General features: G+C 44.0%; 27 protein-coding genes and 1 other annotated feature. Of the genes, 4 read left to right on the top strand and 23 right to left on the bottom strand.

What is annotated here, in order from left to right; translation table 11 throughout:
- Window positions 1–48 precede the first annotated feature (48 nt).
- The 7 genes from AC0VYE_RS29545 to AC0VYE_RS29575 all read right to left on the bottom strand — a co-directional run bounded on the left by AC0VYE_RS29545 (window position 49) and on the right by AC0VYE_RS29575 (window position 6,062).
- Entirely contained in the window at window positions 49–888 is an 840-nt protein-coding gene (locus AC0VYE_RS29545; RefSeq protein ID WP_475444294.1) for an SDR family oxidoreductase, read from the bottom strand.
- Window positions 889–905: 17 nt separating this feature from the next.
- Window positions 906–1,412 (bottom strand): YfiT family bacillithiol transferase, encoded by a 507-nt coding sequence (locus AC0VYE_RS29550; protein ID WP_475444296.1) that lies wholly within the window; start codon window positions 1,410–1,412, stop codon window positions 906–908.
- Between the two features lie 148 nt (window positions 1,413–1,560).
- Window positions 1,561–2,271, bottom strand: coding sequence for a hypothetical protein (locus AC0VYE_RS29555; protein ID WP_475444298.1), 711 nt, complete (start codon window positions 2,269–2,271; stop codon window positions 1,561–1,563).
- Between the two features lie 28 nt (window positions 2,272–2,299).
- Window positions 2,300–3,211 carry a 2-hydroxyacid dehydrogenase gene (locus AC0VYE_RS29560; RefSeq protein WP_475444300.1) on the bottom strand — a complete coding sequence of 304 codons (912 nt, stop codon included), beginning with the start codon at window positions 3,209–3,211 and terminating at the stop codon, window positions 2,300–2,302.
- A gap of 426 nt (window positions 3,212–3,637) precedes the next feature.
- On the bottom strand, window positions 3,638–4,180 hold the full coding sequence (locus AC0VYE_RS29565; protein WP_475449771.1) for a DinB family protein: 543 nt from the start codon (window positions 4,178–4,180) through the stop codon (window positions 3,638–3,640).
- A 67-nt stretch (window positions 4,181–4,247) separates the two neighbouring features.
- Complete coding sequence (locus tag AC0VYE_RS29570) at window positions 4,248–5,195, bottom strand: helix-turn-helix transcriptional regulator (protein ID WP_475444302.1); 948 nt, start codon at window positions 5,193–5,195, stop codon at window positions 4,248–4,250.
- A gap of 282 nt (window positions 5,196–5,477) precedes the next feature.
- Window positions 5,478–6,062, bottom strand: a complete 585-nt coding sequence (locus tag AC0VYE_RS29575; RefSeq protein ID WP_076267300.1) for a TetR/AcrR family transcriptional regulator — start codon at window positions 6,060–6,062, stop codon at window positions 5,478–5,480.
- Window positions 6,063–6,300: 238 nt separating this feature from the next.
- Here AC0VYE_RS29575 and AC0VYE_RS29580 point away from each other — a divergent pair, with 238 nt between their 5' ends.
- The gene (locus AC0VYE_RS29580; protein ID WP_076267301.1) at window positions 6,301–6,771 is read left to right on the top strand and encodes an anthrone oxygenase family protein; all 471 of its coding nucleotides are present in this window, start codon (window positions 6,301–6,303) and stop codon (window positions 6,769–6,771) included.
- Between the two features lie 103 nt (window positions 6,772–6,874).
- Here AC0VYE_RS29580 and AC0VYE_RS29585 read toward each other — a convergent pair whose 3' ends face one another.
- From AC0VYE_RS29585 to AC0VYE_RS29600, 4 genes are read right to left on the bottom strand one after another with little or no spacing between them, the layout of a single operon-like run.
- Window positions 6,875–7,471 carry a hypothetical protein gene (locus AC0VYE_RS29585; RefSeq protein ID WP_475444304.1) on the bottom strand — a complete coding sequence of 199 codons (597 nt, stop codon included), beginning with the start codon at window positions 7,469–7,471 and terminating at the stop codon, window positions 6,875–6,877.
- A complete protein-coding gene (locus AC0VYE_RS29590) occupies window positions 7,447–7,944 on the bottom strand; it encodes a GNAT family N-acetyltransferase (protein ID WP_475444306.1) in 498 nt (165 codons plus the stop codon). The genes AC0VYE_RS29585 and AC0VYE_RS29590 overlap by 25 nt, the downstream gene beginning before the upstream one ends.
- 36 nt (window positions 7,945–7,980) lie before the next feature.
- Complete coding sequence (locus AC0VYE_RS29595) at window positions 7,981–8,532, bottom strand: SMI1/KNR4 family protein (protein ID WP_475444307.1); 552 nt, start codon at window positions 8,530–8,532, stop codon at window positions 7,981–7,983.
- A complete protein-coding gene (locus AC0VYE_RS29600) occupies window positions 8,529–9,551 on the bottom strand; it encodes a serine hydrolase domain-containing protein (RefSeq protein WP_475444309.1) in 1,023 nt (340 codons plus the stop codon). The genes AC0VYE_RS29595 and AC0VYE_RS29600 overlap by 4 nt, the downstream gene beginning before the upstream one ends.
- Window positions 9,552–9,748: 197 nt before the next feature.
- Here AC0VYE_RS29600 and AC0VYE_RS29605 point away from each other — a divergent pair, with 197 nt between their 5' ends.
- The 3 genes from AC0VYE_RS29605 (at window position 9,749) to AC0VYE_RS29615 (ending at window position 12,448) form a co-directional block, all read left to right on the top strand.
- Entirely contained in the window at window positions 9,749–10,729 is a 981-nt protein-coding gene (locus tag AC0VYE_RS29605) for a phosphotransferase (protein WP_475444311.1), read from the top strand.
- Between the two features lie 169 nt (window positions 10,730–10,898).
- Window positions 10,899–11,180: an ArsR/SmtB family transcription factor gene (locus tag AC0VYE_RS29610; RefSeq protein WP_054025100.1), complete on the top strand. Its 282-nt coding sequence runs from the start codon at window positions 10,899–10,901 to the stop codon at window positions 11,178–11,180.
- Between the two features lie 71 nt (window positions 11,181–11,251).
- Window positions 11,252–12,448 carry an MFS transporter gene (locus AC0VYE_RS29615; protein WP_475444314.1) on the top strand — a complete coding sequence of 399 codons (1,197 nt, stop codon included), beginning with the start codon at window positions 11,252–11,254 and terminating at the stop codon, window positions 12,446–12,448.
- 608 nt (window positions 12,449–13,056) lie between these two features.
- On the opposite strand, the gene tyrS is transcribed toward AC0VYE_RS29615, so the two are convergent.
- The 12 genes from tyrS to AC0VYE_RS29675 form a co-directional block, all read right to left on the bottom strand.
- Window positions 13,057–14,346 carry a tyrosine--tRNA ligase gene (gene tyrS / locus AC0VYE_RS29620; protein WP_475444316.1) on the bottom strand — a complete coding sequence of 430 codons (1,290 nt, stop codon included), beginning with the start codon at window positions 14,344–14,346 and terminating at the stop codon, window positions 13,057–13,059.
- A 73-nt stretch (window positions 14,347–14,419) separates the two neighbouring features.
- Window positions 14,420–15,478 (bottom strand): hypothetical protein, encoded by a 1,059-nt coding sequence (locus tag AC0VYE_RS29625; RefSeq protein WP_475444318.1) that lies wholly within the window; start codon window positions 15,476–15,478, stop codon window positions 14,420–14,422.
- A 195-nt stretch (window positions 15,479–15,673) separates the two neighbouring features.
- Window positions 15,674–17,353 (bottom strand): glutamine--tRNA ligase/YqeY domain fusion protein, encoded by a 1,680-nt coding sequence (locus AC0VYE_RS29630; protein WP_475444320.1) that lies wholly within the window; start codon window positions 17,351–17,353, stop codon window positions 15,674–15,676.
- A 189-nt stretch (window positions 17,354–17,542) separates the two neighbouring features.
- Window positions 17,543–17,796 (bottom strand) — a binding site (T-box leader).
- Between the two features lie 73 nt (window positions 17,797–17,869).
- Window positions 17,870–18,196 carry a YnfA family protein gene (locus AC0VYE_RS29635; RefSeq protein ID WP_076267312.1) on the bottom strand — a complete coding sequence of 109 codons (327 nt, stop codon included), beginning with the start codon at window positions 18,194–18,196 and terminating at the stop codon, window positions 17,870–17,872.
- 42 nt (window positions 18,197–18,238) lie between these two features.
- Window positions 18,239–18,721: an SRPBCC family protein gene (locus tag AC0VYE_RS29640; RefSeq protein WP_475444321.1), complete on the bottom strand. Its 483-nt coding sequence runs from the start codon at window positions 18,719–18,721 to the stop codon at window positions 18,239–18,241.
- 21 nt (window positions 18,722–18,742) lie between these two features.
- Window positions 18,743–18,997, bottom strand: coding sequence for a hypothetical protein (locus AC0VYE_RS29645; protein WP_076267314.1), 255 nt, complete (start codon window positions 18,995–18,997; stop codon window positions 18,743–18,745).
- A gap of 182 nt (window positions 18,998–19,179) precedes the next feature.
- On the bottom strand, window positions 19,180–20,337 hold the full coding sequence (locus AC0VYE_RS29650) for a Gfo/Idh/MocA family protein (protein ID WP_076267315.1): 1,158 nt from the start codon (window positions 20,335–20,337) through the stop codon (window positions 19,180–19,182).
- Window positions 20,338–20,745 carry a VOC family protein gene (locus tag AC0VYE_RS29655; RefSeq protein WP_076267316.1) on the bottom strand — a complete coding sequence of 136 codons (408 nt, stop codon included), beginning with the start codon at window positions 20,743–20,745 and terminating at the stop codon, window positions 20,338–20,340. It abuts the gene before it with no gap.
- A gap of 2 nt (window positions 20,746–20,747) precedes the next feature.
- Entirely contained in the window at window positions 20,748–21,179 is a 432-nt protein-coding gene (locus AC0VYE_RS29660) for a VOC family protein (protein ID WP_076267317.1), read from the bottom strand.
- 57 nt (window positions 21,180–21,236) lie between these two features.
- Entirely contained in the window at window positions 21,237–21,716 is a 480-nt protein-coding gene (locus AC0VYE_RS29665; RefSeq protein ID WP_475444325.1) for a VOC family protein, read from the bottom strand.
- A gap of 70 nt (window positions 21,717–21,786) precedes the next feature.
- Entirely contained in the window at window positions 21,787–22,665 is an 879-nt protein-coding gene (locus AC0VYE_RS29670; protein WP_076267319.1) for a carbohydrate ABC transporter permease, read from the bottom strand.
- 12 nt (window positions 22,666–22,677) lie between these two features.
- A complete protein-coding gene (locus AC0VYE_RS29675) occupies window positions 22,678–23,568 on the bottom strand; it encodes a carbohydrate ABC transporter permease (RefSeq protein ID WP_256710838.1) in 891 nt (296 codons plus the stop codon).
- Window positions 23,569–23,633: the final 65 nt, after the last annotated feature.

Consider the following 23,633-nt stretch of genomic DNA (forward strand, 5'->3'; position numbering starts at 1 on the left):
GAAAATGGACTATGGGCGCAATAACTCATAGTCCATTCCTATCTTATATTACATTTCTAATTGAAGTTTACGGGTATTCAGCATGCCCTCCAGCCCAGTAGGATCGTTGCTTACTTTATATTGTACAAACGCTTCAGCTTTATCGGATGTACGAATGCGCAGCGGCTTCGTCTCCATATTTACTAACTGAAACACAACATCAGCAACGGATTCAGACGTTTGAGGAACGGAGTTTCGCTTGGAAAAGGTATTAATAATGGTGTCATACGTTTGTTTATATTCATCATCTGGAATGCCGCCTGTTTTTTCAATATGTGCAAAAACAGTATTGTTGAAATGGGTCCCAATTGCTCCAGGCTCCAGCAGAGTCACATCAATATTAAATGCAGGCTTGTAATAGGTCGCTAAGCTCTCCAACAACCCTTCAACTGCAAACTTGCTTGCGCAATAAATTTCATTTAATGGTTGTCCGACTAATCCGCCTACGCTCGTCGTTGCGATCAAATGCCCAGAGTTTGATTTGCGAAGGAGTGGCAAACCCGCACGAATCGTATGCATAACCCCGTACACATTCGTATCAAAAACAGCTTGAATTTCCTCGAAAGTAGCCTGGCCTAGTGCACGTAATAGCCCAAATCCTGCGTTGCAAAATAAAACATCCATATAACCGTGTTTTTGCTTAATGACCTCAAATGCCTGCTCTAATGATTCCGGTTTAGTTACTTCCATTTCAATGAAATGTAGATTGGGCTGATCGCTATACTTTGTTTGATCACGTTCTGCATGCCGAGTTCCAGCGTATACGATCCATCCTTCTTCAGCAAATTTTAATGCTGTTGCAAGACCTATTCCGGATGAGGCGCCTGTAATGGCAATAATTTTATTCATGCCTGATTCTCCTTATTTTAAAATATGGAAGCGATCTGTGCAGTATGATGCCGATTATGCCAAATGAATCGTTGAAGCGCAGTATCAAGACTCATAGCGCCGTGAGTTGGACTTGTAAACGTTCGTTGAAAATCTAATGATTGCAAAGATCGGAGAATTGCTGTAAACCGACTATGAATGGATTCTAGGAGAATTAACGATGTTTCGAGCGGTGTTTCATAATCGCTTAATTCCGCCCATAAATCTTCTCTATACGAGCTGGCCATGGGATTATCCTCCGTTAGCGCTCTCTTGAAACGAATAAAAGCATTCATATCGTTGTCAGCCATATGGTGAACAACCTGCCTGACGGTCCAACTGCCCGGACGGTATTGTAAAAGCAGCTGTTCAGACGTTAAATTTTGTACCGTGTGCCGCACAATCGGAGATATTTGCGACACATCCTTAATCCAGCTTTGCCGAAGCTCGGTCGTTGCATGCTGTATGAGTTTAAATTGCCCAATAGGATAACGCAAATCATTCATATGCTCACCCCCCATTCTTTAATTAACCTTCAATAAACATAGGGATTTCCATATGGTTAGGATTAGAAATCCATACACTTCTCGTTGGCGCTCCCATAATAAAATTCAAATCATTGTCGGGATGCAAACTTAGCTGCCGTTCTAATTCTCACGTTATCACCTCACTATTGTTATCGCATTTTCCTTGAATATTTATATTTGCTGAATGTCTTATTGCTCTTGCATTCTTTATGCTTGTTGCTTCTAATATTCTGTTTAAAATATCTACTGGAGTGTTGGCGTTATGGGCTAATGACAACCAAACATAGGGCTCTTTTGTCTCAAAAAGGGATTGAAACTCTTTAAGTGTTAAATCATTGCGGCTCGCATATTTAGCAGTGTCCACCACAGTAAGCAATCTTTGCAATCTGTCTGCATCCTTATTCCTTTTTATAGCCGCTTCGAGTAATCTTCGCTTTTCAGGTGATGACGGCTGTTTATAAATCAAGCTCTCCATCATCCATTTATGATTATCATATTTGTTAAACAGCAGCTCCATTTCTTCATGGCTAAAGGATAGTTGAGTGTAGACGTCTATCGCTAGTGTCAATAAGGCTTCGTCTACGATCTCTGCTAATCTCCACAAGACATCGTAGTCTTGTTTGGAATGACCTAAATCCATAATAGCAATATTCCTATCTATAAGGAAAAAAGCGATTTGTTTCGGGAGAGGTTTATCGTATAACGAGATCAGGTTTTTCCAAACCTCCTCCTCCCCATCCGTATTCTTAGCTTCATTGTAAATTTCAAATAATATGTCTTCCGTTAATTCTATTTCCATTTGATTAGAATGTAACAATTGTTCGATAAAAGGATTCATTTCACTCCACTCCTTTCATTAAGGAACGTCACTCCATAGCGTACAGATTATTAAAATATTCAATAGCTTGATCCAATAGTTGTAGATTCATATCCGAAATCGTTTCATTTGTATAATAGGCAAGATGTGGAGTACATACAACATTAGGCAGATCATATAGCTTTCTTTTGGTATTGGGCTCTTCAGGGAATACATCTAGTCCAGCGCCCCGTAATTTCCCACTCGAGAGTACCTTTTCTAAATCATCGTAATCTACCAATCCTCCTCTTGCAGTATTGATGAGAATGGCCCCTTCCTTCATCATTTCAAAATGTTTCTTATTTATGATGGGTTCCAAATTATTTGTCGTCGAGGCATGTATCGTTACGATATCGGATTGCTGCAGTACTTCTTCCATAGATAATTGTCCTGCTTTGGAGCTTGATCGATTAGAAGCGGTTAATACATTCATGCCTAGAGACTTTCCAATTAATGCTACAACTTTTCCTATTTTACCGTAACCAATGATCCCTAAGCTTTTACCTCTTAGTTCAACATTTGGAGCTATTCCTTCTCGCCACCTTCCGTCTCTTATATTTTGATTCGAGGGAATTAGCTGCTTCGTAATAGCAAAAATCAAAGAAAAAGTATGCTCTGCAACCGCATTCTCTCCTACTTGAGGGATGCCACGAACAACCATTTTTTGTTCATGGGCAAGATCGCTGCTAACATAGTCAGTGTTGTGCGCACGAATTCCAATGTATTTGCAGCTAGCAAACCTCCCCAAAATCTCATTCGGTATCTTTGTATGAATCAAAAACATATCATAACCCGCAAGCAGTTCCTCTTTAGTCTTCAATATATCAATTGTTTCGACAATGAACGTTTGCTCTAATTTATTTCGTTCCTGTGCTGTTAGAGTGATTGTTTTGTCTACTGCACATTGCCATTTCTGCTTCATTTCTATCCTCTTCTCATGGATTCTATAGGTTTAATTTCATAATAATAGAGAACCTAAACCGTTTCCAATATCTAGTTTATATAGGAAAAATAGATACAGCCTATAATAAAGCACCTCAGATTTCCTAAAATAAGTTTTAAACTGACCTCAGAAATTGAAACAGCGACAACCAAGGATATGAAAATAAAGTCCTAGACTGTCGCTGTTTTATGAACTTTCTATCTGCTCATTTTTGCATCGCACTGGCAATTGTCAAAAAGTCCTCCCGACTGATCTCAAAATGACCGTAGCAGAAGGAATATCCCCAATTTCGGTTCTCTCCACATTTCACATGGGACGCGGACACACCACCAATCCAGAAGCGGCTTTGCTCGCTTATTTCATCCATTTGCATACCTCGAAATCCCTTCCTTTTTTAAAACATGTTTATGTCGCTTCCCGTACCAGCTCTTGCTTTAAGCGGTCCAGCTGCAGGAGATGGTGACGGTAGTGCATTTCAACAAGAAGGAACCATTCCTCCGCACACAATCCACCGAATCTCGGATGGGACACTGTCTGTTGTTTGGACACTTTTTCAAGGGTAGGTTCAATGTCCTTCATTCTCTGGATGACAGTGTGTAAGCCTTGAATTAGCTGCTCTTTGCTTTCTGGCTGCTCCGGAGTATATTGCGGGGAAGGCGGAACATGAATACGAATGGGGGGGAAGCTTCCTTGAGAAAATATAGCCACACCAACCTCGGTTTTTTCCGTTCCAGGTACCATGGGATCTTGGCTTGGCATCAAGCATTGATCAAGATTACGAAGCTGCATATAAAGCGCCGAGCTAATGAGATGTTGAAACATCTGTCCGATTGACCATTCGTTGTCACTTTGCTTTTGCCTCAACTGCTCCAGACTGAGTTGATCCAGTTCATGAATATAATATGTCGCAGTTTCCTCAAATCGTTGTAATGCTAGCTTTGTTGTAATCATCATTTATTATCGCCTCTAATCATCTTTTTTCTAAGTATACAAAAACGCTACTGACACCATTATGTCAGTAGCGTTTTAATGCTTTTTTCAGTTCGTTTCTAACCCGATGTCGAAAGGATTCCGGCTCCAGCACAGCCACTCCGCCTCCCCAGCCGAGCACCCAATGCAGCAATTCCTCAGGCTGCCGAACGCGTAAGGTCACCAGCAGCCCTTCCGTATGATCCTCTATGGTTTCTATATAGAAGTTGTTCGATTCCCTTACCTTATCGGCAATGTCAGGTTGGACCCAGATGCGCACACGGACGTTGCGATCGTCTGGAGGCTGGTATGCATCTAAATTGAAATCTGCTGGCAACATAAATCTATCTTCCAGCTCGATAAGCTCCGACATCCGGGACAACCGGAAATGACGGATATTTTTACGCAATTCACACTGTGCAACGAGTACCCATGACCCTTGAAGAAGCACAAGTCCATAAGGAGCAACCGTACGTACACTTTCGCGGTTCCCATCAGCCTCGGCAATTCTTTTGGAATAGCGGAATCTTATTTTTCTTTCCTCCAAAATCGCTCGACGAATCGCTTCCAAGTATGCCTTCTCTTGTATTCGTGCTATATCTTCAACGGAAGCAAGCAAACGAAAGCTCTTGCGAATCCGGGATGCCTCGCTGCGGATCGGTTCCGGCAGGATGGCTTCAATCTTCCCTCTTGAAGTTCGAGACTTACTGCCATAGTGAACATCAAACCATTGCTCGATAAAATCTGTCCCGATGAGTAACGTCACTGCTTCTTCCACCGTGAAACTGACTGGCGGCAGGAAATACCCCTCCATTAGGGAGTATCCCTGCCCTGGCGCTCCTATCACGGATACGCCAGCCTCACTTAAAGCCTGTATATCCCTGTAAATGGTTCTCACGCTTGTTTCAAATGTAGCGGCTAAATCCTCGGCTCGTAACACTTCGTTACGCTGCAGCTCAAGCACTATGGCTAACAAACGATCCGTTTTGTTCATGCACTGCACCCTTTTCCGAGAGATTGTTTATGCCAGAATTCCTCCACTGAAAGTATTTCACTAGTGTATCCTAACCGTTAGCTTAATGAAGCAACGTCAGTCTACAACTTTTTTTCTTCTGACAACATATAATTTATAGAGAAATGAAGTCAACTAAGGGTTAGGTTCGTTACAAACGTTAAAATGAACAAGCTACCGACTATGTCGGCAGCCTGTGCTCATTTCACTATCCTATATTGAAAATTTCCAAGTGCTGAAATCCCAGCAACACTCATCTATCAGCTATTCGCGAAGGCGGTTAAGAAGAGCTAATGCCATTTCTCTCGCGGCTGCAACTATTTCTTCGTCCGTACGCTCCGTTCCACTGGCGGCCATCAATGCCGAGTTAATGCTGAGAAAGGCCATTCTCACGAGTAATTTCCGTGTGGGATCAGCGTCCTTGCCAGCCACAAGCTCAGCCACTGCCCCAAGGCTGTCGCGGATTTGGCCACCGGGATTGCTAACCACGCTCCGCATGAGATTGGGATTCGCATTTACGAAGCGGATGCCGCGCAGCTTGTCTACAGAAGTAGAATCCACCCAACGAAGCACCGTGCGTTCCAGAAGGTCTGGACTCGGTTCTTGGCTGACGGCCCATGCGAGAAGTTCAGCCGCCTCGTTACCGCGGGAGGACATCATTGAATTTACGATGTCATTTTTGCTTTTGAAATGGTAGTATAGCGCGGCCTTGCTGATCCCGAGTTGCTCAGCGATCTCACGAAGTGATGTCGCCTCAAACCCTTTAGTAGTGAAAAGCTCCAAAGCTACACGCTGAGCTTCCGCTTTTGTTTCACTGCCCGTCCGTTTCACTGACTCACTCATACTCATGATTGTCACACTCCTTGCCTTTCACTCATTTTAGCCATAACTTATCATACTTGACAACTTACCTGTCGGCAAGTAAAGTGTATTTTATAGTTAACATTTCAATTTTTCTTCACCAAAGTTTGAACGCTCGGTAATCGAGCCGTCATGAAAACAACCATAAGGAGGATATCCTAGTGACTAACATCGTTCTACCAATATCTCCACTACCAGCAGCCTGTACTCTGGATAGGTACTTGTTATGAATCATATCATTATTGAGTTCATCTGTTTATTTCTTGCAGGCATCCTTGCTGGCGAAGAGCTCGTCATTCGCTATGGGGTGCACATGTCTCTGGCTGGTCTAGACGACCAGTCTCAAATTAAAGTTCGTCAAGCACTAATACTTAAACTGCGTGTGCTGGTGCCCGCTATCTTTTTACCTACGGCCGTGTCGGGAGTTGCGGTGCTAGTACTGAGCGGCTCCGAGCCAGGTTTGTTCTTCCGCTGGGCTGGCGTACTGGCCTTACTCCTCTTCATCCTAGTCACGCTCATCGGCACAGTCCCTATCAACAAGGGTGCGCTCGAATGGAAGCCCGACGCGCCACCTAGCAATTGGAAGTTGCTAATCCGCCGCTGGGAGCTGCTTGATGTGGTTCGTTCATCGGCAGCAGTTTTGGCATTTGCATGTTTCTTGACAGCTGTTGCACTGCAGTATTCGAGCCTGCAATAACAAGCTTTAGACTCATTTTAGCGAAAAAGGCAATGACTGCTTCGGACATAAAAAAAGTCCTAGCTGCCATTGCCTTTTTAAAATCAGATAACAGTTGGTTCAACTATTTAGCAGCCGCTTTCTGCTTAAAATCTTCAATAAAATGCTGTATATCCATTTTCCAAATATGTTCGTTTTTCTTTAAACCATAACCCACAGAACTAGTGGATAATCCCAAGCTTACAGTAATGACTACTATTACACTATTTTCTTCAGCCGTTTCTTCATTAATTTGAATGGAATCATAATATCTATATTTCAAAGCTACTTCTTGCTCAGTATTCAACACGTACTCATTGTAGTCTTTTCTAAAGCGTTCAGGATCAGCTAATAAGCCATCATTGTAAGTAAGAGCGTAAATGGCTGCCGTATCAACTATAGCAACAGAATGCATGTAGATTAACACTATTTGCTCAGGGGAGAAGCGTAGCAAATGACTCGTATCCCTGTCTTTCACAAATAGTTCATACTCCTTAATCCGCTCAGCAGGCAATTGCTCCAAATATGAGAATCCTTTGTTTGGTGCTTCTTTTATTTCGGTTATGTCTACTTTCTTTTGGTTAAATTCTGTTGTCTTTTTGTCACTTTCGAAGCAACCTGTCAGTAAGACTATGCAAATTGAAAAGATGACTATTCTCATAAGTGAATCCAGTAGTTGCATTTTCCACCTTCATTCGCTTCTAGTACACCATTATTTAACTCAATGACTCTTCTAGAAGCGATATTACTTTCCACACAAGACAGCATAACATCCTTTATTCCCATGCTTTCTGCGTTTTTTAGGAGTTCATTTAACATGACCGTACCGTAGCCTTTTCCACGTTTGCTTGGTCTGATCGAATACCCTATATGTCCGCCTGATTTTTTTAAGTGATCATTCAAATAATGCCTTAGCTTTCCGTAGCCAACGGGATATGAATCAACGAATAACCAGAAAACAGTCTGGGGAACGTGCAGAGGTAAGAGATCAATGCCTTGCGAGATCGCTATATTTTTACGAATAAATCCAGGAAATTGACTATAATCGATATCATGCGCGCTATTCACAAACCCATTTTCTCCCGGGCCTATTTCTACTAACATGTCAAAAATATCACGTCCATCATCTACACTTGCTGCTTTTAGTTCAATCATCTTCTTTAGGCCTCCTATTTATATTTTCCGCATCTACTAGTCTCTTAATTTATTATTATTTCCCTCGTTATAAATAGGCCAATTCCAATACTTCTCACCCTGACATATGATAAAACGATCAAACCATTGCTCAAAATTCATATGCAGCGGCCTCGCTTCATGAAATTGATCAATATGGCCTTTGACCATTAAGTAATGGTCTGAGCCTTCGTTAAAAGCTTTTAAATGAATAACAATGTCATCCTGATAAATGTAAGCTACTTTCAAATAACCTTCATTAGGCTCCTCGTACGTTACTCCAAATGTATCCTGCCACCCGTATAAGTAGGCCTCTCCTCCGTACTCCGGATGGTCAAAGAGGGAGCAGCCATTCGTTATTCTAAGAAAATTCAAATAATCCTCAGGAAGTTTACAGTCCAGTTTTTCCTGAAAAAGCATTAAATCTTCTTCCCTTGCAGGAGGTCTAAATGTACATTTGGCCTCGTATAGCTCACCGTCACGCAGCTGTAAGCTTAATAACTCGTTACCCGCCTCTAATCTTTGCCTTAAGGAAGTGATGGTTTTCTTAATGATACCGCCTTGAATCATCGAGCACCTCCATAACTGCGAAGCAGATCGTATGCCATATTTCCAAACTTTCTTATGTCGTATAAGTAATCATATCCGCTCGAACCCTGCAGCTGGTTATACATGCGAACCACTACGGCATCGCAGCTCGGAATGACCAGACAGGCGCAGCCTGTAATTCCAAGAACTTGATAAGCGTCACTCGGCAGAAGCTCGCCAATTTGATTCAAGGGAGTATCACTTTGCAGCCACCATATAAAACCATTTCGAGGCAGAAGAGATGGAACAGTGAGTGGCGTATGCAGCGAAGTAGCTCTTGCAAAAACAGGTTGCGGCAGCAACTGTTTTCCATTTACATTGCCGTTTTTAAGATGCATATGTCCCCACATCGCTAAATCGCGCGCACTAACGAACAAATTGCTTTGATCACCTTCATCACTATCGTTTGGCCCCACCCACGTATGTTCATCATCGTAATAATTATATATAAGTTGCTCAGCAGCTTTTGTTCTCCAACCCGTTTCCTTTAAGCCATATTGACTAAATACATGACTCTCCATAAAAAAACTTAAGTTTTGCCCCGAAATATGCCTAACTAATTGAAAAAGCATGCCAATTCCCGTATTGCGGTATGCCCATCCATATCCAGCAGGAAACTCTCTTGTTATCTTCCCGTTCTCTTCGATTAATCCATGGGTATGCGTAAGCAGATGCCTCAGCGTTACCCCTCGCGCTGCATCTTTATAATCATTGAGATACTGCCCGATTTCATCATCCACGCTGCCTATTTTCCCTTGCTCTATTAATAAACTGACAGCAAGCGCTAGATACGTTTTACGGATTGATGCTACGTTGAACTGCGTTTTTTCATCCACGAGTCTGGGCGCATCTGATGCTGCATGTGTACCGGAATACCACTCGTTTACAACAACGTCGTTTTGTATGATATAGGTTGCGGCAGCTGTGGCGCCGATACTTTGTTGAATAGCATAGACATACTCATTCAGGCTTTGAAAATGATTCGTTACCACTTTCTGCACATAATCCTCTCCTGCTTCAGAGTTGTTTTACCAATTCTGATTAACAATAATCTGCTGCCCTTACCTTGTCAAATAAACCCAAAAAAGCGATTCCCAACAGTAATAAACAACTATAGCCATTATTTCTATCCCCTTCGCTTCACGATTGCTATAGGATAAATAGATAATGGGAAAGACATTGAAAGGATGATTGTGACATGCTGCATATTCCTGCCGTACATACTGTATTTCATAAGGAAACGCTTTTTGAAGCCATGGCCTTATTATATGATATCGGTACACCGCTAAAGAGCCAATTCGTGTCCAATGGCTTGAATGATACCTATTCGGTTGAGACGAATACCGGAAAATTTATATTGCGAATTTATAAGCATTTATGGCGAGCAGAATCCGATATCCGTTTTGAGCTGGATTTGTTAACCTATCTTAAAAACTGCATCCTGCCGGTTTCCTATCCCATCCAAAGACGAGATGGCGAATGGTTGACTGAGCTCGATGCACCGGAAGGCACTCGTTATGCTGTGCTATTCTCTTATGCGGATGGCGCCGGGAAGCTTAATGTCGATACAAGCCAAGCTTACGGCAGCGCTATAGCGCAGCTTCATCATGCCATGGATTTCTATGAACCCAAACATGAAAGGTTTGCGCTTGATGCTGCCCATTTGCTCGACGAGCCTCTTCTGTCGATGCTTCCGTTTTTACAGCATCGACAGAACGATGTATCGTTTGTTCAAGAAACAGCCGGAAGGCTGAAAGCCCGCCTTGCAGAAGCCGCGAATGGTGCATATGACTGGGGAGTATGCCACGGGGATCTGCATGGCTGGAACGTCTTTCATTCGGATGACGGCAGCATGACACACTTTGACTTTGACTGCTGCGGCGTAGGCTGGCGCTCGTATGATCTATCCGTTTATTTATGGGATCGCGTCCATGGCAGATCGGATAGTGAGAGCTTTGAGGATGAATGCTGGGATGCTTTTCTGGAAGCCTATACAAAAGAACGACCGTTAAGCAAACAGGATCTTGCGATGATTCCCGTATTCGTAGCCGTCAGACAGCTTTGGCTGATCGGACTTCATACAGGCGGAAGCGCCATTTGGGGATCTTGGCAGGATGATGGTTATTTTGACGGGAAGCTTAAATTTTTGGCGGCTTGGGTAAAGGCGCATAACCTATAATGCGATGAAAGAAAAGGAACTGCTTGCGGCTCCTTTTCTTCTTTTATACGATTACAGAAATGCTTGTTGTAAAATAAAATGAATGCTTGCCTGTTTACATTCGAATATCGATATGCTATCTTATTTCTACAAATATAGAAATAACGACTGCAAGAAAGGTGAAGCCACAATGACAGAAGATCATGCGGACGTACGTCAAGCTGTAAAAGTATATAAGGCGCTCGGTGAGCCTACCCGTCTAAAAATAGCTCTGCTGCTTACTGAGGAGAAAAATTTATGCTGCTCCGATATTGGCACAAAGCTGGAATCTGTAGCCGGCTCTACCCTCTCACATCACTTGAAGCAATTGACGGAAAGCGGGTTGCTAGATCTCCGCAAAGACGGTACGTATATCTACTACAGTGTGAACCGCGAAATGGCTCGAAAGTATGCGCCATATTTGTTGGAGTAATTTTTTTAGGTTATATTTCTATAGATTTAGAAATATAAAAACAGTGGAGTGGAGAGAGGAGTATTTTTTATATGTCTAACGCGTGGAAAATTTACATGCTGGCTATAATTAGCTTTTTGGTTGGAACGTCCGAATTTATTATTGCGGGTATTTTGGATAAGGTCGCGGGCGACATAGGTGTATCCGTATCTGCAGCAGGCCAGCTGATTACCGTTTTCTCGCTAGCTTACGCTATTGGCACGCCGATTCTTATGGCAGTTACGGCGCGTGTTGAGCGGCGTCAGCTGCTCCTCTACTCATTAGGTGTATTCGCGATCGGCAATCTTATTGCTGTTGCTTTGCCTGGATTTGAGTTTTTGATCGTGTCCCGCGTTGTCCTCGCGCTCAGCACAGGCGTATTCGTCGTTACCGCTTTGACCGTCGCTTCTAAGCTTGCACCCGTTGATAAACAGGGCAGTGCCATTGCGACGCTCGTTATGGGTTTTAGCACAGCATTAATCGTTGGTGTCCCTCTAGGCAGGGTAGTCGCATCTGTATACGACTGGCATCTCATCTTCGGAGCAATCGGACTGCTGGGCCTGCTTGCAATGCTCCTCATTTTATCCAGCATTCCAAAAACAGATGGTGAAGAGCCCGTTCCACTTCGCAGTCAGCTTGCTCTCTTGAAGCAGCCGAAAATTGTAACGGCACTGACGGTCACCTTCTTGTGGATCGGCGGCTATTCTATCGTTTACACCTATATTTCACCATTCCTGCTTAGCGTAACGAAGCTGAGTGAACAAGGCGTGAGCATCGGACTATTTGCATTCGGTATCGCTAGCCTGATCGGGTCTAAATTTGGCGGCTACAGCACCGATAGATGGGGAGCGCCGCGAACATTAGTCAGCGGCATGCTGTTCCATACGATAGCGCTTGTTCTACTCTCGTTGGCTGGACAGTCTCCGGTTATCGTATTTCCTCTGCTTATGATCTGGGCCTTTACCGCTTGGTCATCCGGTCCAACTCAGCAGTACCATTTGATGTCACTAGCTCCAGAAGCTTCGGGTATTATGCTTAGCTTGAACAGCTCTGTACTTCAGCTGGGCATGGCTGCAGGAGCCGGGCTTGGCGGGGTTGTCGTTGAGCAAGTATCGCTCACCTCTATCAGCTGGATTGGAGCTACAGGCGTCATTCTCGCCGCTGCTACAGCCGCAACCTCCTTCGGGTTCTCCCGCGCGCGTTCCCGCCGGAAGATAGCCGAGAGCAGCTTGGCAAAGACCAGTGCTTAAACTTTAGCAGCTTTGCTTTGATCATTGATTAAAGTCACTCCTATTTTTAAAAAATGGGGCTGTCTCAAAAGTCATTTTGCGATTTTTTTGAGCACTAATTAGATCTTATTTTCTTTGAGAAAAAGGACCTCAAGCTCCACTTTACAGTGGGATTTGAGGTCCTTTTATCTGAAAACGGAGATGTTCCCCTGTCATGCGAAAACATTTACGGCAGCGCCTGCAGCAGCTTCATCTAAGCGCAGAAATGCACTTATTTAACCAGATCTTCTTCAATTCTGCTCAATTAGAGGTATTTGTACACCTATTTGCATCATTTCAATCTTGTTTGTTAAAAACAGGTGCACTTTTGCACTTATTTACTCTACGCTAACGGTTAACGCACATCACTAGGATAGCTAAACGCTGGTCGCAGTGATTGGTGTCGGATAATAGCTAAACGTTGGTCGTGGAGTTTAGTATCGATGGATAGCCAGACTCTCGTCGCGGAGATTGATGTTGGATGATAACCACACGTTGGTCTCGGAGAGCGTAAACTCGACTTGCTAAAATAGATATAACATTCAAAAGAAAACCAGACTTCCATTAACGGAAGTCTGGTTTTTTTTGTCCTATTCAAATCGAATCAAGAAGTAATTTTTCTTGCCGCGGCGCAGCACGACAAATTTGGCATAGAGCTTTTGCTCCGAGCCGATGATGGATTCTACATCCGTGTTTTTCGTGCCATTAATCGAAATCGAGCCGCTCGTAATATCTTGTTTCGCTTGGCGGCGAGATGGTGCAGCTCCAGATTCGATCAGAAGATCCATAAGCGCAATCTCTTCTCTATTCGTAAGCACCGTTGTAGGCATGTCCTGCAAAGCTTCGATCAGCTCAGCTTCACTCAGTTGATTTACATCGCCGGAGAAAAATGCCTGCGTAATTTTCTCTGCGCTGTCGAGCGCTTCTTGTCCATGAACAAGGCGAGTAATTTCACGCGCCAATTCACGCTGTGCCACCCGCTTCTCTGGATGCGACTGAAGCTCTGTCTCCAAAGCTTCGATTTCTGCACGAGAGAGGAATGTGAAATATTTTAAAAATTTGATCGTATCGTTATCTTCAGTATTGATCCAGAACTGATAGAACTGGTACGCCGATGTCTTCGAGCGATCCAGCCAAATTGCGCCAGATTCGGATTTACCGAATTTCTTGCCGTCGCTTTTGGTAACGAGAGGCATTGTCATGCCGTAAGCGTCGCCTCCGCCCATTTTGCCAATCAGATCAAGGCCTGCTGTAATATTGCCCCATTGATCACTGCCGCCAATTTGCAAGGAACAGCCATGTTCTTGATGAAGCTTATGGAAGTCGTAGGCTTGCAAAATCATATAGCTGAACTCGGTAAACGAGATGCCTGATGAAAGACGGGAATCGACCGAATCCTTCGCCAGCATGTAGTTTACAGTAAAGTTTTTGCCTACATCGCGTAAAAAAGTAATGACATCCAGCGGCGAAATCCAATCGTAGTTGCTTACGAGCTTAGCCGCATTATCCGCAGCATTGAAATCAAGAAAGCGGGAAAGCTGACGCTTCAAGCTCTCTGTCCACTCGGATACTGTATCCGCAGTGTTAAGCGAGCGTTCCGTCGAGCGGCCGCTTGGATCGCCAATTAAGCCTGTTCCGCCGCCAACTAGCGCAAGTGGAATATGGCCAGCCTGTTGGAAACGACGCAAGCACAAGATCGGGAGCAAGCTGCCGATGTGTAGGCTGTCCGCTGTAGGGTCGAATCCGCAATAAAGTACAACGCGTTCACTCGTAAGCTTCTTATGTAATTCCTCGCGGTTAGTAAATTGCTGTACTAGCCCTCGGTATTCTAGATCAGCCAAAAGATCTTCATGATTAATGGTTAATGCTTCGTTTGTCATTTAACTCTCTCTCCTCTAATGTTTCCTACAGTTTACGTTGATTTCGAGTTTTTTAAAAGATGTGGACGGACGATTACATGGTTTTGGTCATTTCTCTACGTCTACGAATCGTTCTTCTAATTAAAATATCACAAATAAGCAGCCCTACGCCAACAACAAAGTCGACAAACCCTACAAAAATAGCGTTAAACGGATAACCGCCCATTTTCGAGATATAATATACCGTAAAAGCAAAAATCCCAAATGCACTGATCGTAAATAAAAAACTTTTTCTAAAAAACAGCGCAAGCGCTGCAGCAATTACCGTTAATGCGGCGACTGTTCCCAACACCAAGAGATTATGATCCTTCTCTATATTCGTTGGATACAACAATCTTTTGGGATACGTGTAAGAAAAATACCAGTCCTTGCTGGGCAATTCATTAAAAACAGCTTTGAATGTTTTGGAGTCCGTTTGTTCCATTGCTAAATTCGAATGAAGCGCAGCGCCGGGTTCGCTTAGCCGTATTTCAAGCTCGACATGCGGTTCTCCCTCCCAGAAAGCTGCTGGGGTCAAATAATAAAGATGGGAAAAAATCGTCGTAATCACGCCTTTATTATACATCCCCCCATTTTCAATATAGTTGATGACAATATTTTTCGTTTCGTTCGGCTCAAAAGATAAAGGGAACCTCGCTCCTTGTGCTGGCCCAATTTCAGATGAATAATTGGATAAACGCAGCTCCTTGCCGCTTACTGGATCAGTGACCGTATTTTTCACTTGGGTATTTTGCCAATTAACCGTCTTTACATTCGGATCCATGATCGCATTAATCTCATTATTTCCCTCTGATACCATAAAGGCCTCACTTACAGGCGTTACAAATAAAACCTCCAAGTCCTTAGCGGAATCGGACGTATTGTGAAGTTCATACTGAACCGTTACTTCCGCATGGCTTTTGAACCGTTCGATATCACGGAAGGTAAACACAACCTTCTCACGAACCAAACTCACTTGCGATTGATCATCCAGCTCCAGCCTGCCATAACCCTCCGCAGGATAATGCAGCGGTCCCCCGTTGGCACTTGCCGCTTCTGGTAAAAGCATAAATAATAGGACAGCGGACAAAATCAATGGTCGAAGCTTATGCAAGAACACTCCATCACCTCGTTCTCCGATTGTTGAGCTTCACAAGCAAAAACGCCTCCAGCATCCTCTGGATGCTGAAGTAGCTTTGACGATGAAATATAAGATAAGTAGGAGCATAGATTTACTTTCTTATATTTAAAAAAAGAAGCCTCCATATGTATTATTTTACCACATGAGAGGCTTCATCTTGTTATCGCTTTATTTTTTCTTCCACGTATCCTTAAGCGGTACGATGCGATTGAAGACTAGCTTCGTATTCGTTGTATGTTTTTTGTCCACGCAAAAATATCCATGCCGAACGAATTGGAACTTATCCTCTGGCTGCGGAAGAACCTCAAAAGGCTCAATCCTACAATCTTTCACGATTTGCAGTGAGTTCGGATTAATGACGCTGTCCCAAGCTATATCGGTATCCTTCGGGACTTCATTACCCCGCAGCAGACTCTCATAAAGGTGGACATCCACCTTAGCCGCATGACTCTCCGAAACCCAGTGGATCGTCCCCTTCACCTTCCGGCCGGTAAAGCCCGTTCCGCTTTTCGTTTCGGGATCGTAAGTGCAGCGAAGCTCAATGATCTCACCTGTGGCTTCATCTTTAATGACTTCCTCACATCTAATGAAGTAGGCGCCGATCAGCCGGACTTCAGCTCCGGGCGCTAATCTGTGAAACCCTTTGGACGGCTGCTCCATAAAATCATCTTTCTCTATAAATAGCGTGCTAGAGAAGGTGACCTTGCGTTTGCCAAGCGTGTCGTTCTCGCTATTATTATCAATGGACAACAGCTCGGTTTGGCCCTCAGGGTAATTAGTAATGACCACTTTCAGTGGATGGATGACGGCCATTACGCCTTTGACCTTCGCCTTCAAATCCTGTCTTGCCGCATGCTCCAGCATCGCGATATCAACGGAATTTTGCGCTCTAATCATGCCGATCTCATCGATAAAATTTCTAATGCTCTCGGGCGTAAAGCCTCTTCGCCTGAGTCCACGAATCGTTGGCAGCCTTGGATCATCCCAGCCGTCGACGAAGCCGCCCTCAACGAGCTGTCTCAAATATCGCTTGCTCGTCACGACACCCGTTAGATTCAGCCTGCCGAATTCCCTTTGCCTTGGCGGATGAGCAAATTCCAGCTCCTCTAATACCCATTCGTACAAAGGACGATGGTCTTTGAACTCAATGGAGCATAACGAGTAGGTAATGCCCTCGATGGCATCTTGAATCGGATGGGCAAAATCGTACATCGGATAAATGCACCACTTATTTCCCGTCCGGTAATGCTCTGCATGGATAATGCGATAAATAACGGGATCTCTTAAATTAATATTAGGCGCACTCATATCGATTTTGGCACGCAATACTTTGGAAGCGGCCTTAAAATCACCGTTTTTCATTTTCGCAAACTGTTCTACATTTTCTTCAATGGAGCGATTTCGGTAAGGGCTATCCTTGCCCCGCTCCGTAAGCGTCCCCCGATATTCCGTTACTTCCTCTGGTGATAATTCACAAACATAAGCCTTTCCTTTACTTATGAGCGCAACAGCAGCATCATATATCGCATCCGAATAATCCGAACCATAATAAATATGGCTGCCCGGACGATAACCAAGCCAATTGATATCTTCGATAATAGCATTTACATATTCGATGTCCTCCTTCAGAGGATTCGTATCGTCAAATCGCAAATGAAACTTCCCATTATACTTTTGCGCAATCGTATAGTTCGTATGGATGGCAAAGGCGCTTCCGATATGCAGGTATCCATTAGGCTCCGGCGGGAAGCGCGTGCACATTTCTCGTGTAAACACGCCTGCTTGAAGATCCTCATTAATGATTTTGTATAAAAAATGATCCGTGTTCGGCTCTAATTCGCTGCTCATTGTAAAACCTCCAATTTAGGGTTGCTATCGATACCTTGATTTTTCATGTCCCAAGCAAAAACGCCTTCGGCGTCCTTTAGACGCTGAAGTAGCTTTGACGGTGAAATATAAGCCCTTTATAAGCTAACAAACTTATAAATTCTTATATTTCAAAAAACAAAAAAAAAATCCACCCCCAAGACTTCGCGTCTTGGGGACGAAATTTTTCGCGGTACCACCCCAGATTCGTTAATATGTCGCCATATTAACCTCTTCAAGTACGGCACCAAAGGATGCTTATACTCTAGCTCTATAACAGGAGCTCCTGTCACAGCATCCCCTTGTTCAGGTTCCGATGTGATGCTCAGAGACTTGTTTCGATAAACCATTCCTTGCCCCTTTTCAGCTGCCGGGGCTCTCTGCGAAAGAATTTGTTTATGTACTCTTCTCGTCATCGCCTTTTTCAATATTTCATATATGTTAACAAATCGTTCCCTGAATTGTAAATGGTTATTCTACACAGTAAGCTAGACCATACTAATGCCTTGGCGCCCACAGTATAACTGAAACACCGACCAAGCAAATAGCAGCACCTATCCAGTCGTATAAATCAGGTGTTTTTTTATCGACAAGCCAGCCCCACAAAACAGCCATTACTATAAAAACGCCCCCGTACGCCGCATAGACTCTTCCGAACGAGGGGAAAGATTGAAATGTAGCAATAACACCATATAGTGCTAAAGCTACACCTCCGACCATTCCCCAATACATCGGCTTGCCTTCACGCAGCCATAACCAAATCAGGTATCCCCCACCTATTTCAGCTAACCCTGCTAGTAAAAATACCAATATTCCTGTAATCATCTCTTTCACATCCATTAACCCAAGCTGATTGAATACTTATTTCTAAGCCTGAGGTAAATTTTCAAAGGCTTGTACATATTTATCGTATTTCATTTTCCATACATCCTTGCGAGAGGCAATGGTATTTCCATCCAGCAATGCCTCGATAACATCCAAACATACATCCCAGCCGGCAATATCTCTAGGGGTATGCGCTGTAATTTGGGTAAGCTTCTCGATCAAAACCAAGCGACAGCCCTCTGGCTCTGCCTCTAATTCAAAACGAACGATATCCTCAGCCCACGTAAACTCCAAAACCGATAACGCTTTGAGCCTGGTGATGGCCATCTCTTCAAATTGTCCATTCTGCATATCAAATTTTATTAATCCGCCTTCACGCAGGTCCGCGACATGCAGCTCGGGGAACCACTGTGCCAGCTTCTCGTTGTCAGTCAGCATCGACCAGACACTCTCCACAGCATGCTTCAAATTGCGCTCGAAACGGACCGAATATCCATTCTCAGCTTGGGTAATGGATGCCAACATGTCTACTCACCTCATCCTTATTTATTCCTGATTAAATTTTTTCTCAAAAACAGACCATCGAATCAAAGAAAGAGTAACACCTACGACAACTGAAATAAAAATAATAGGTGCCATTTCGATTTGATCTACACTTTTACGACCTAGTACAATGAGTACTCCCTGAATAATTAACACGTAAATTAATAAATAAAGCACCCATCTAATAGCGTATGGCAGCCTGCCCTTTGTTCTTATCTTGCTCCATTTCTCGCGATTGAATTTGTTGAAGTCATTCACAGGTTTTCCCTCACTCAATTACATATTTCTAGTGATACATACTCCCGAAATAGGATTCAGCACCTTATTTAATATGGCGATTATAACATAAGTATAAACAAAAATAGGCTGCAGCAAGAAGAAAAATCCTTCTTCACTACAGCCCTGCACGTCAACCGACTATTCATTTTTGTTATATGAGGCTATGAAAACAACAAAGAATCGCTAATTGCAGGTACATCCATCCACTGTCTCGACTCGGCAGAACGCTCAACGGCTTCAATAACGAGCTGATTTCTATAGCCGTCCTCGAAATTCGGAGCAGGATTAATGCCGCTGTGCAGCCCTTCCATGAACGTCGCCATCATATTAATAAAGGTATGCTCGTAGCCGATAATATGACCAGCCGGCCAATAGCTTCCGGCGAAAGGGTGTACCTGCTCTGTACACTGAATTGTGCGAAAGCCCTGAATGCCTTCTGGATCGTCCTCCAAATACAATTGAAGAAGATTCATATGCTCCATATCCCATCGTATAGACCCTTTTGACCCGTTTATTTCAAATCGATGTCCATTGCGGTTGCCCTTGGCAAATCTGCTCGCTTCGAAGACACCGATCGCGCCATTTGCAAATTTAGCTAGGAAAGAGGAGGCATCATCAACATCAACACAGCCTCTTTCCCCCATCTTGCCCTCCAGAGGCCGCTCTTTCACAAACGTATGAAGCAAGCCTGTTACTTCGGAAATTTCTCCGATTAGGAATCTCGAGAGGTCAACTACATGCGACATCAGGTCACCGTGCGCTCCTGAACCGCTTTGCTCCTTGCGGAGACGCCACCCTATCGGAATATTCGGATCTGCCAGCCAATCCTGTAAATACTCGCCTCGAAAATGATAGATTTTACCTAACCTGCCCTCATCGATCAGCTTCTTAGCTAGCTGTATCGCAGGCGCAAAACGATAATTATGGCAAATCATATGCATAACGCCTGCTTTTTTTACCGCCTGCAGCATCTCCGCTGCTTGGCTTGCATTGACCGCGAGCGGCTTCTCGCAAATGACGTGCTTGCCCGCTTCTGCCGCAGCGATTGCGATCTCAGCATGAAGATGATTGGGGGCTCCGATGTCAATGACATCAATATCCTGTCGTTCAATAAGCTTTCTCCAATCTGTCTCCCAGGAGAGCCACCCCATCTTATGGGCCGCCGCGCTGACTTCCGCTTCATTCCGCCCTGCGATTGCCTGCAGCACAGGCTCTACCGGCGAATCGAAGTAGAAAGGCAGATCGCGATAGGCGTGGCTATGCGCTTTCCCCATAAACTTATAACCAATCATGCCAATTCTAGCTGTTTTCTTCATCATTTAGCTTCTACTTTGCGGCGAGCGCGGATCAAGCTGCATAAATTCGATAGGGAAGCCGTCAGGGTCTTTCGCCCAGCATTGTAGATTGAGGTCTTTGCCTTGTTTGGGCTCACTGTCCAGCTCAATGCCATGTTTCTTCAAATGGTCAGCGATTTCATAAATATCATCGACCTCGAAGCAAATATGTGTCGAGCCCGCATTTTTTGGATTGCTGATATATTCACGGGTACCGCCATAAAACAGTTCAATAAATTGGCCATCGGCCACCTTCAAATAATTAATCCATGGCTTGCCTTCATCGTCATCCAGCTTGAAAGCTTGCTCGAAGCCAAGTACCTCACTATAGAAATGAAGCGATTTGTCCATATCCGATACAACAAATGCGATATGCGCGTTACCTTTTAACATCGTTATGCCTCCTTTTTTGCACTGCTTTTGGCATGCGGGGAATCGGGATGAATCTGCACAAACTCAACCGCATTTCCGTCGGGATCATGTATCCAGCAGTTATGATTTAAATCCTTGCCGTGTCCAGGCTTGTCATCATTCATCAGTCCATGCTCATAGAAGCGCTTCGCAAGCTCCGCGATATTATCGGTTTCGAAGCAGAAGTGGTGATATCCAATTAAGTCCGGCGCATAGCGGTTTTCCGGCACCTTTACCCCGTCATAAAACAATTCCAAAAACTGTCCGCCTGACACCTTCAAATAAACGATCCATGGCTTATTATCGTCATCATGAATTTCAAACGCTTTGGTCAATCCAGCAATGTCGCAGTAAAAGTGCAAAGACTTTTCCATGTCTGTGACACGAATCGCGTTGTGAGCAATACCTTTTATCATATGAATCCTCCTCAAAATCTAATTTTCTTGAGACTCCGCTTGTGCGATGTGCTTCGCTTAATTTTGTTTTGGACCAAGCTCCTGAAGCCCCAAAGTTACGCCCAGCATGTTCTCCGAGTCAAAATAGGAATAACGTCCGGAGCCATACTCTCCTTTGTGAGTAAGCGGTGCACCCTGCTGCTGCATGAAATCGATATGCTGTTCAAAGCCATTGATCGTAAAAGCAATAAAGTGAACGCCTTGCCCATGCTTTTGCTTATATTCATTCCAAGGGCTAGGCTCATCCAGCGGCTCTAGCAGCTCTACGGTTACCGGACCCAGCTGCAAATTCGCAAATTTTGTCCGCGTGTCACGATATTCGCCGCGGTACCACGTATAATTGTCATCCGTATGCTCTGTGCTTGGCTCCTCTAGCTTCGGCACTTGAATTTCTGGCAGCGGCAGGTTGAATAAACGGCAATAATGGTTGACTGCCTCTTCAATGTTATCTACAACGAGCCCTATTTTGGTTAAGTTGGAATTCTGAATATGATTCACATGCGCACATCCTTTTCCGATAAATTAGTTATTTCATCATCGTCATTTAGCAACTCACTCTAATAAACTATTAGTCGTTGCTCCCCCAGCGGTTGCTAACCTTGAATAGAACCAGCGTAAAGACTAGAGCTATAACAAGCAGCACCCATGCCATAGCCGAAGCGTACCCCATCTTCGCATACTGGAAGGCATTCTGATAAAGGTATAGAGAATAGAACATCGTTGATCCATTTGGCCCGCCCTGCGTAATAATGAAAGATTCCGCAAACGATTGAAAAGTGCCGATAATGCCGGTAATGACATTAAAGAGAATGACCGGCCTGAGCATAGGCAATGTAATAGAAAACATCTTTTGCATCGAATTGGCGCCATCGATTGATGCCGCTTCATAAAGCGATTCTGGAATACCTTGTAGTCCGGCAAGATAAATAATGATCGATCCGCCAGCACCCCATAGCCCCATAAGGATAAAAGCAGGCTTCGACCAGCTTGGACTGGCAAACCACCCTGGGCCATCAATGCCAATCCAGCCAAGTACTGTATTTACCACACCAGAATCCGGCTGCAGCACCCACACCCACAGAATCGACAGGATAACAAATGGTACGAGCGTCGGCAGAAAAAAGATCACCCGGAAAAAGGCCATGCCTTTAACCTTCTTATTATTAAGTAGAATCGATATAAATACGGTACATGCCGTTATGACAGTAAGACCTATAAACACCATATACAACGTATTCTTAAGCACGGTATAAAACATATCATCACCGGTAAAAAGCGTCTTATAATTCTCCAGACCAACAAAGACAGGCGGATTGATGATATCGTAGTCGGTTAATGAATAATAGAACGAACTGATTAACGGGTAAGCAGTGAAAAACAAGAATCCAACAATCCACGGTGAAATAAAGAGCAAACCGTTGACCAAATCTTTTCTCATCATATTCATCTTCATACACTCCTAACCTTTGATCCCCGAGAAGGCGATCCCTTGAATGAAATACTTCTGGAGAACAAAGAAGATAACGAGCACCGGCACCGTCATGCTGATACCAATTGCCATTAGAAGCGGCCAACGCGGATCATTAACGGACATGATCTGCTGGATACCAAGTGAAAGCGTATAAAGCTTGTTATCACTCAAAAATACGAGAGGGCCAATGAAATCACCCCAAGCGTGTGTGAAGGAGAAGATCATGACTGTTGTAATTACAGGCAGCGATAACGGAAGAATCATTTGCCAATAAATCCGAAATTCGCTTGCCCCATCGACCTTAGCGGATTGCGAAAGCTCCTTCGGAATGCCCATTAGAAATTGACGCAATAAGAAGATAAAAAACGGGTTTCCAAAAAATACAGGAACAATAAGCGGGAGGAACGTTCCGATCCAACCGAGCTTTTGAAACATAAGAAATAGTGGAATCATCGTCACTTGAAACGGCAGCATCATTGTCGCGAGGACTAAAACGAATACACCGTCTCTCCCCTTCCATTCCACGCGGGAGAAGCCGTAGGCAATCAACGTATTCGATATAACTGCTCCGACGATGCCAAAGCCGGCAATGGTGAGCGTATTTCGTAAATACAGTAAAAACGGAAACTCGCCAAAGGCTGTTGAAAAGTTGGACCATTGCGGCTTGCTAGGAATCCAAATCGGCGGATTTGCAAACAATTCCGTGCTGCTCTTGAGTGAACCGGACAGCAGCCATAGAAAAGGCAGAACAAATGCAATCGTGATCAAGCCCAAAACAAGGTAAACGGCAGCAAGCTCCAAACGCTCCATTCCTTTTTTGGATTTGTGCTTGGCAGGTACAATCGGTTTTCCCTTAAGGTCTGTAGCAGTAGTTCTCAAGTTTATTCACCACCTTGCAAGTATTTACTTCCTACATGTTATTGCCTTAGAAGCTCCTGCTCCCG

This window comes from Pristimantibacillus sp. Z349TD_6 (assembly GCF_056173205.1).

Excerpts from the sequence above, each read along its gene's own strand:
- AC0VYE_RS29545 (WP_475444294.1), bottom strand. The coding sequence starts at position 888 with ATGAATAAAATTATTGCCATTACAGGCGCCTCATCCGGAATAGGTCTT.
- AC0VYE_RS29550 (WP_475444296.1), bottom strand. The coding sequence starts at position 1,412 with ATGAATGATTTGCGTTATCCTATTGGGCAATTTAAACTCATACAGCAT.
- AC0VYE_RS29555 (WP_475444298.1), bottom strand. The coding sequence starts at position 2,271 with ATGAATCCTTTTATCGAACAATTGTTACATTCTAATCAAATGGAAATA.
- AC0VYE_RS29560 (WP_475444300.1), bottom strand. The coding sequence starts at position 3,211 with ATGAAGCAGAAATGGCAATGTGCAGTAGACAAAACAATCACTCTAACA.
- AC0VYE_RS29570 (WP_475444302.1), bottom strand. The coding sequence starts at position 5,195 with ATGAACAAAACGGATCGTTTGTTAGCCATAGTGCTTGAGCTGCAGCGT.
- AC0VYE_RS29575 (WP_076267300.1), bottom strand. The coding sequence starts at position 6,062 with ATGAGTATGAGTGAGTCAGTGAAACGGACGGGCAGTGAAACAAAAGCG.
- AC0VYE_RS29580 (WP_076267301.1), top strand. The coding sequence starts at position 6,301 with ATGAATCATATCATTATTGAGTTCATCTGTTTATTTCTTGCAGGCATC.
- AC0VYE_RS29585 (WP_475444304.1), bottom strand. The coding sequence starts at position 7,471 with ATGCAACTACTGGATTCACTTATGAGAATAGTCATCTTTTCAATTTGC.
- AC0VYE_RS29590 (WP_475444306.1), bottom strand. The coding sequence starts at position 7,944 with ATGATTGAACTAAAAGCAGCAAGTGTAGATGATGGACGTGATATTTTT.
- AC0VYE_RS29595 (WP_475444307.1), bottom strand. The coding sequence starts at position 8,532 with ATGATTCAAGGCGGTATCATTAAGAAAACCATCACTTCCTTAAGGCAA.
- AC0VYE_RS29605 (WP_475444311.1), top strand. The coding sequence starts at position 9,749 with ATGCTGCATATTCCTGCCGTACATACTGTATTTCATAAGGAAACGCTT.
- AC0VYE_RS29610 (WP_054025100.1), top strand. The coding sequence starts at position 10,899 with ATGACAGAAGATCATGCGGACGTACGTCAAGCTGTAAAAGTATATAAG.
- AC0VYE_RS29615 (WP_475444314.1), top strand. The coding sequence starts at position 11,252 with ATGTCTAACGCGTGGAAAATTTACATGCTGGCTATAATTAGCTTTTTG.
- tyrS (WP_475444316.1), bottom strand. The coding sequence starts at position 14,346 with ATGACAAACGAAGCATTAACCATTAATCATGAAGATCTTTTGGCTGAT.
- AC0VYE_RS29630 (WP_475444320.1), bottom strand. The coding sequence starts at position 17,353 with ATGAGCAGCGAATTAGAGCCGAACACGGATCATTTTTTATACAAAATC.
- AC0VYE_RS29635 (WP_076267312.1), bottom strand. The coding sequence starts at position 18,196 with ATGATTACAGGAATATTGGTATTTTTACTAGCAGGGTTAGCTGAAATA.
- AC0VYE_RS29640 (WP_475444321.1), bottom strand. The coding sequence starts at position 18,721 with ATGTTGGCATCCATTACCCAAGCTGAGAATGGATATTCGGTCCGTTTC.
- AC0VYE_RS29650 (WP_076267315.1), bottom strand. The coding sequence starts at position 20,337 with ATGATGAAGAAAACAGCTAGAATTGGCATGATTGGTTATAAGTTTATG.
- AC0VYE_RS29655 (WP_076267316.1), bottom strand. The coding sequence starts at position 20,745 with ATGTTAAAAGGTAACGCGCATATCGCATTTGTTGTATCGGATATGGAC.
- AC0VYE_RS29660 (WP_076267317.1), bottom strand. The coding sequence starts at position 21,179 with ATGATAAAAGGTATTGCTCACAACGCGATTCGTGTCACAGACATGGAA.
- AC0VYE_RS29670 (WP_076267319.1), bottom strand. The coding sequence starts at position 22,665 with ATGAATATGATGAGAAAAGATTTGGTCAACGGTTTGCTCTTTATTTCA.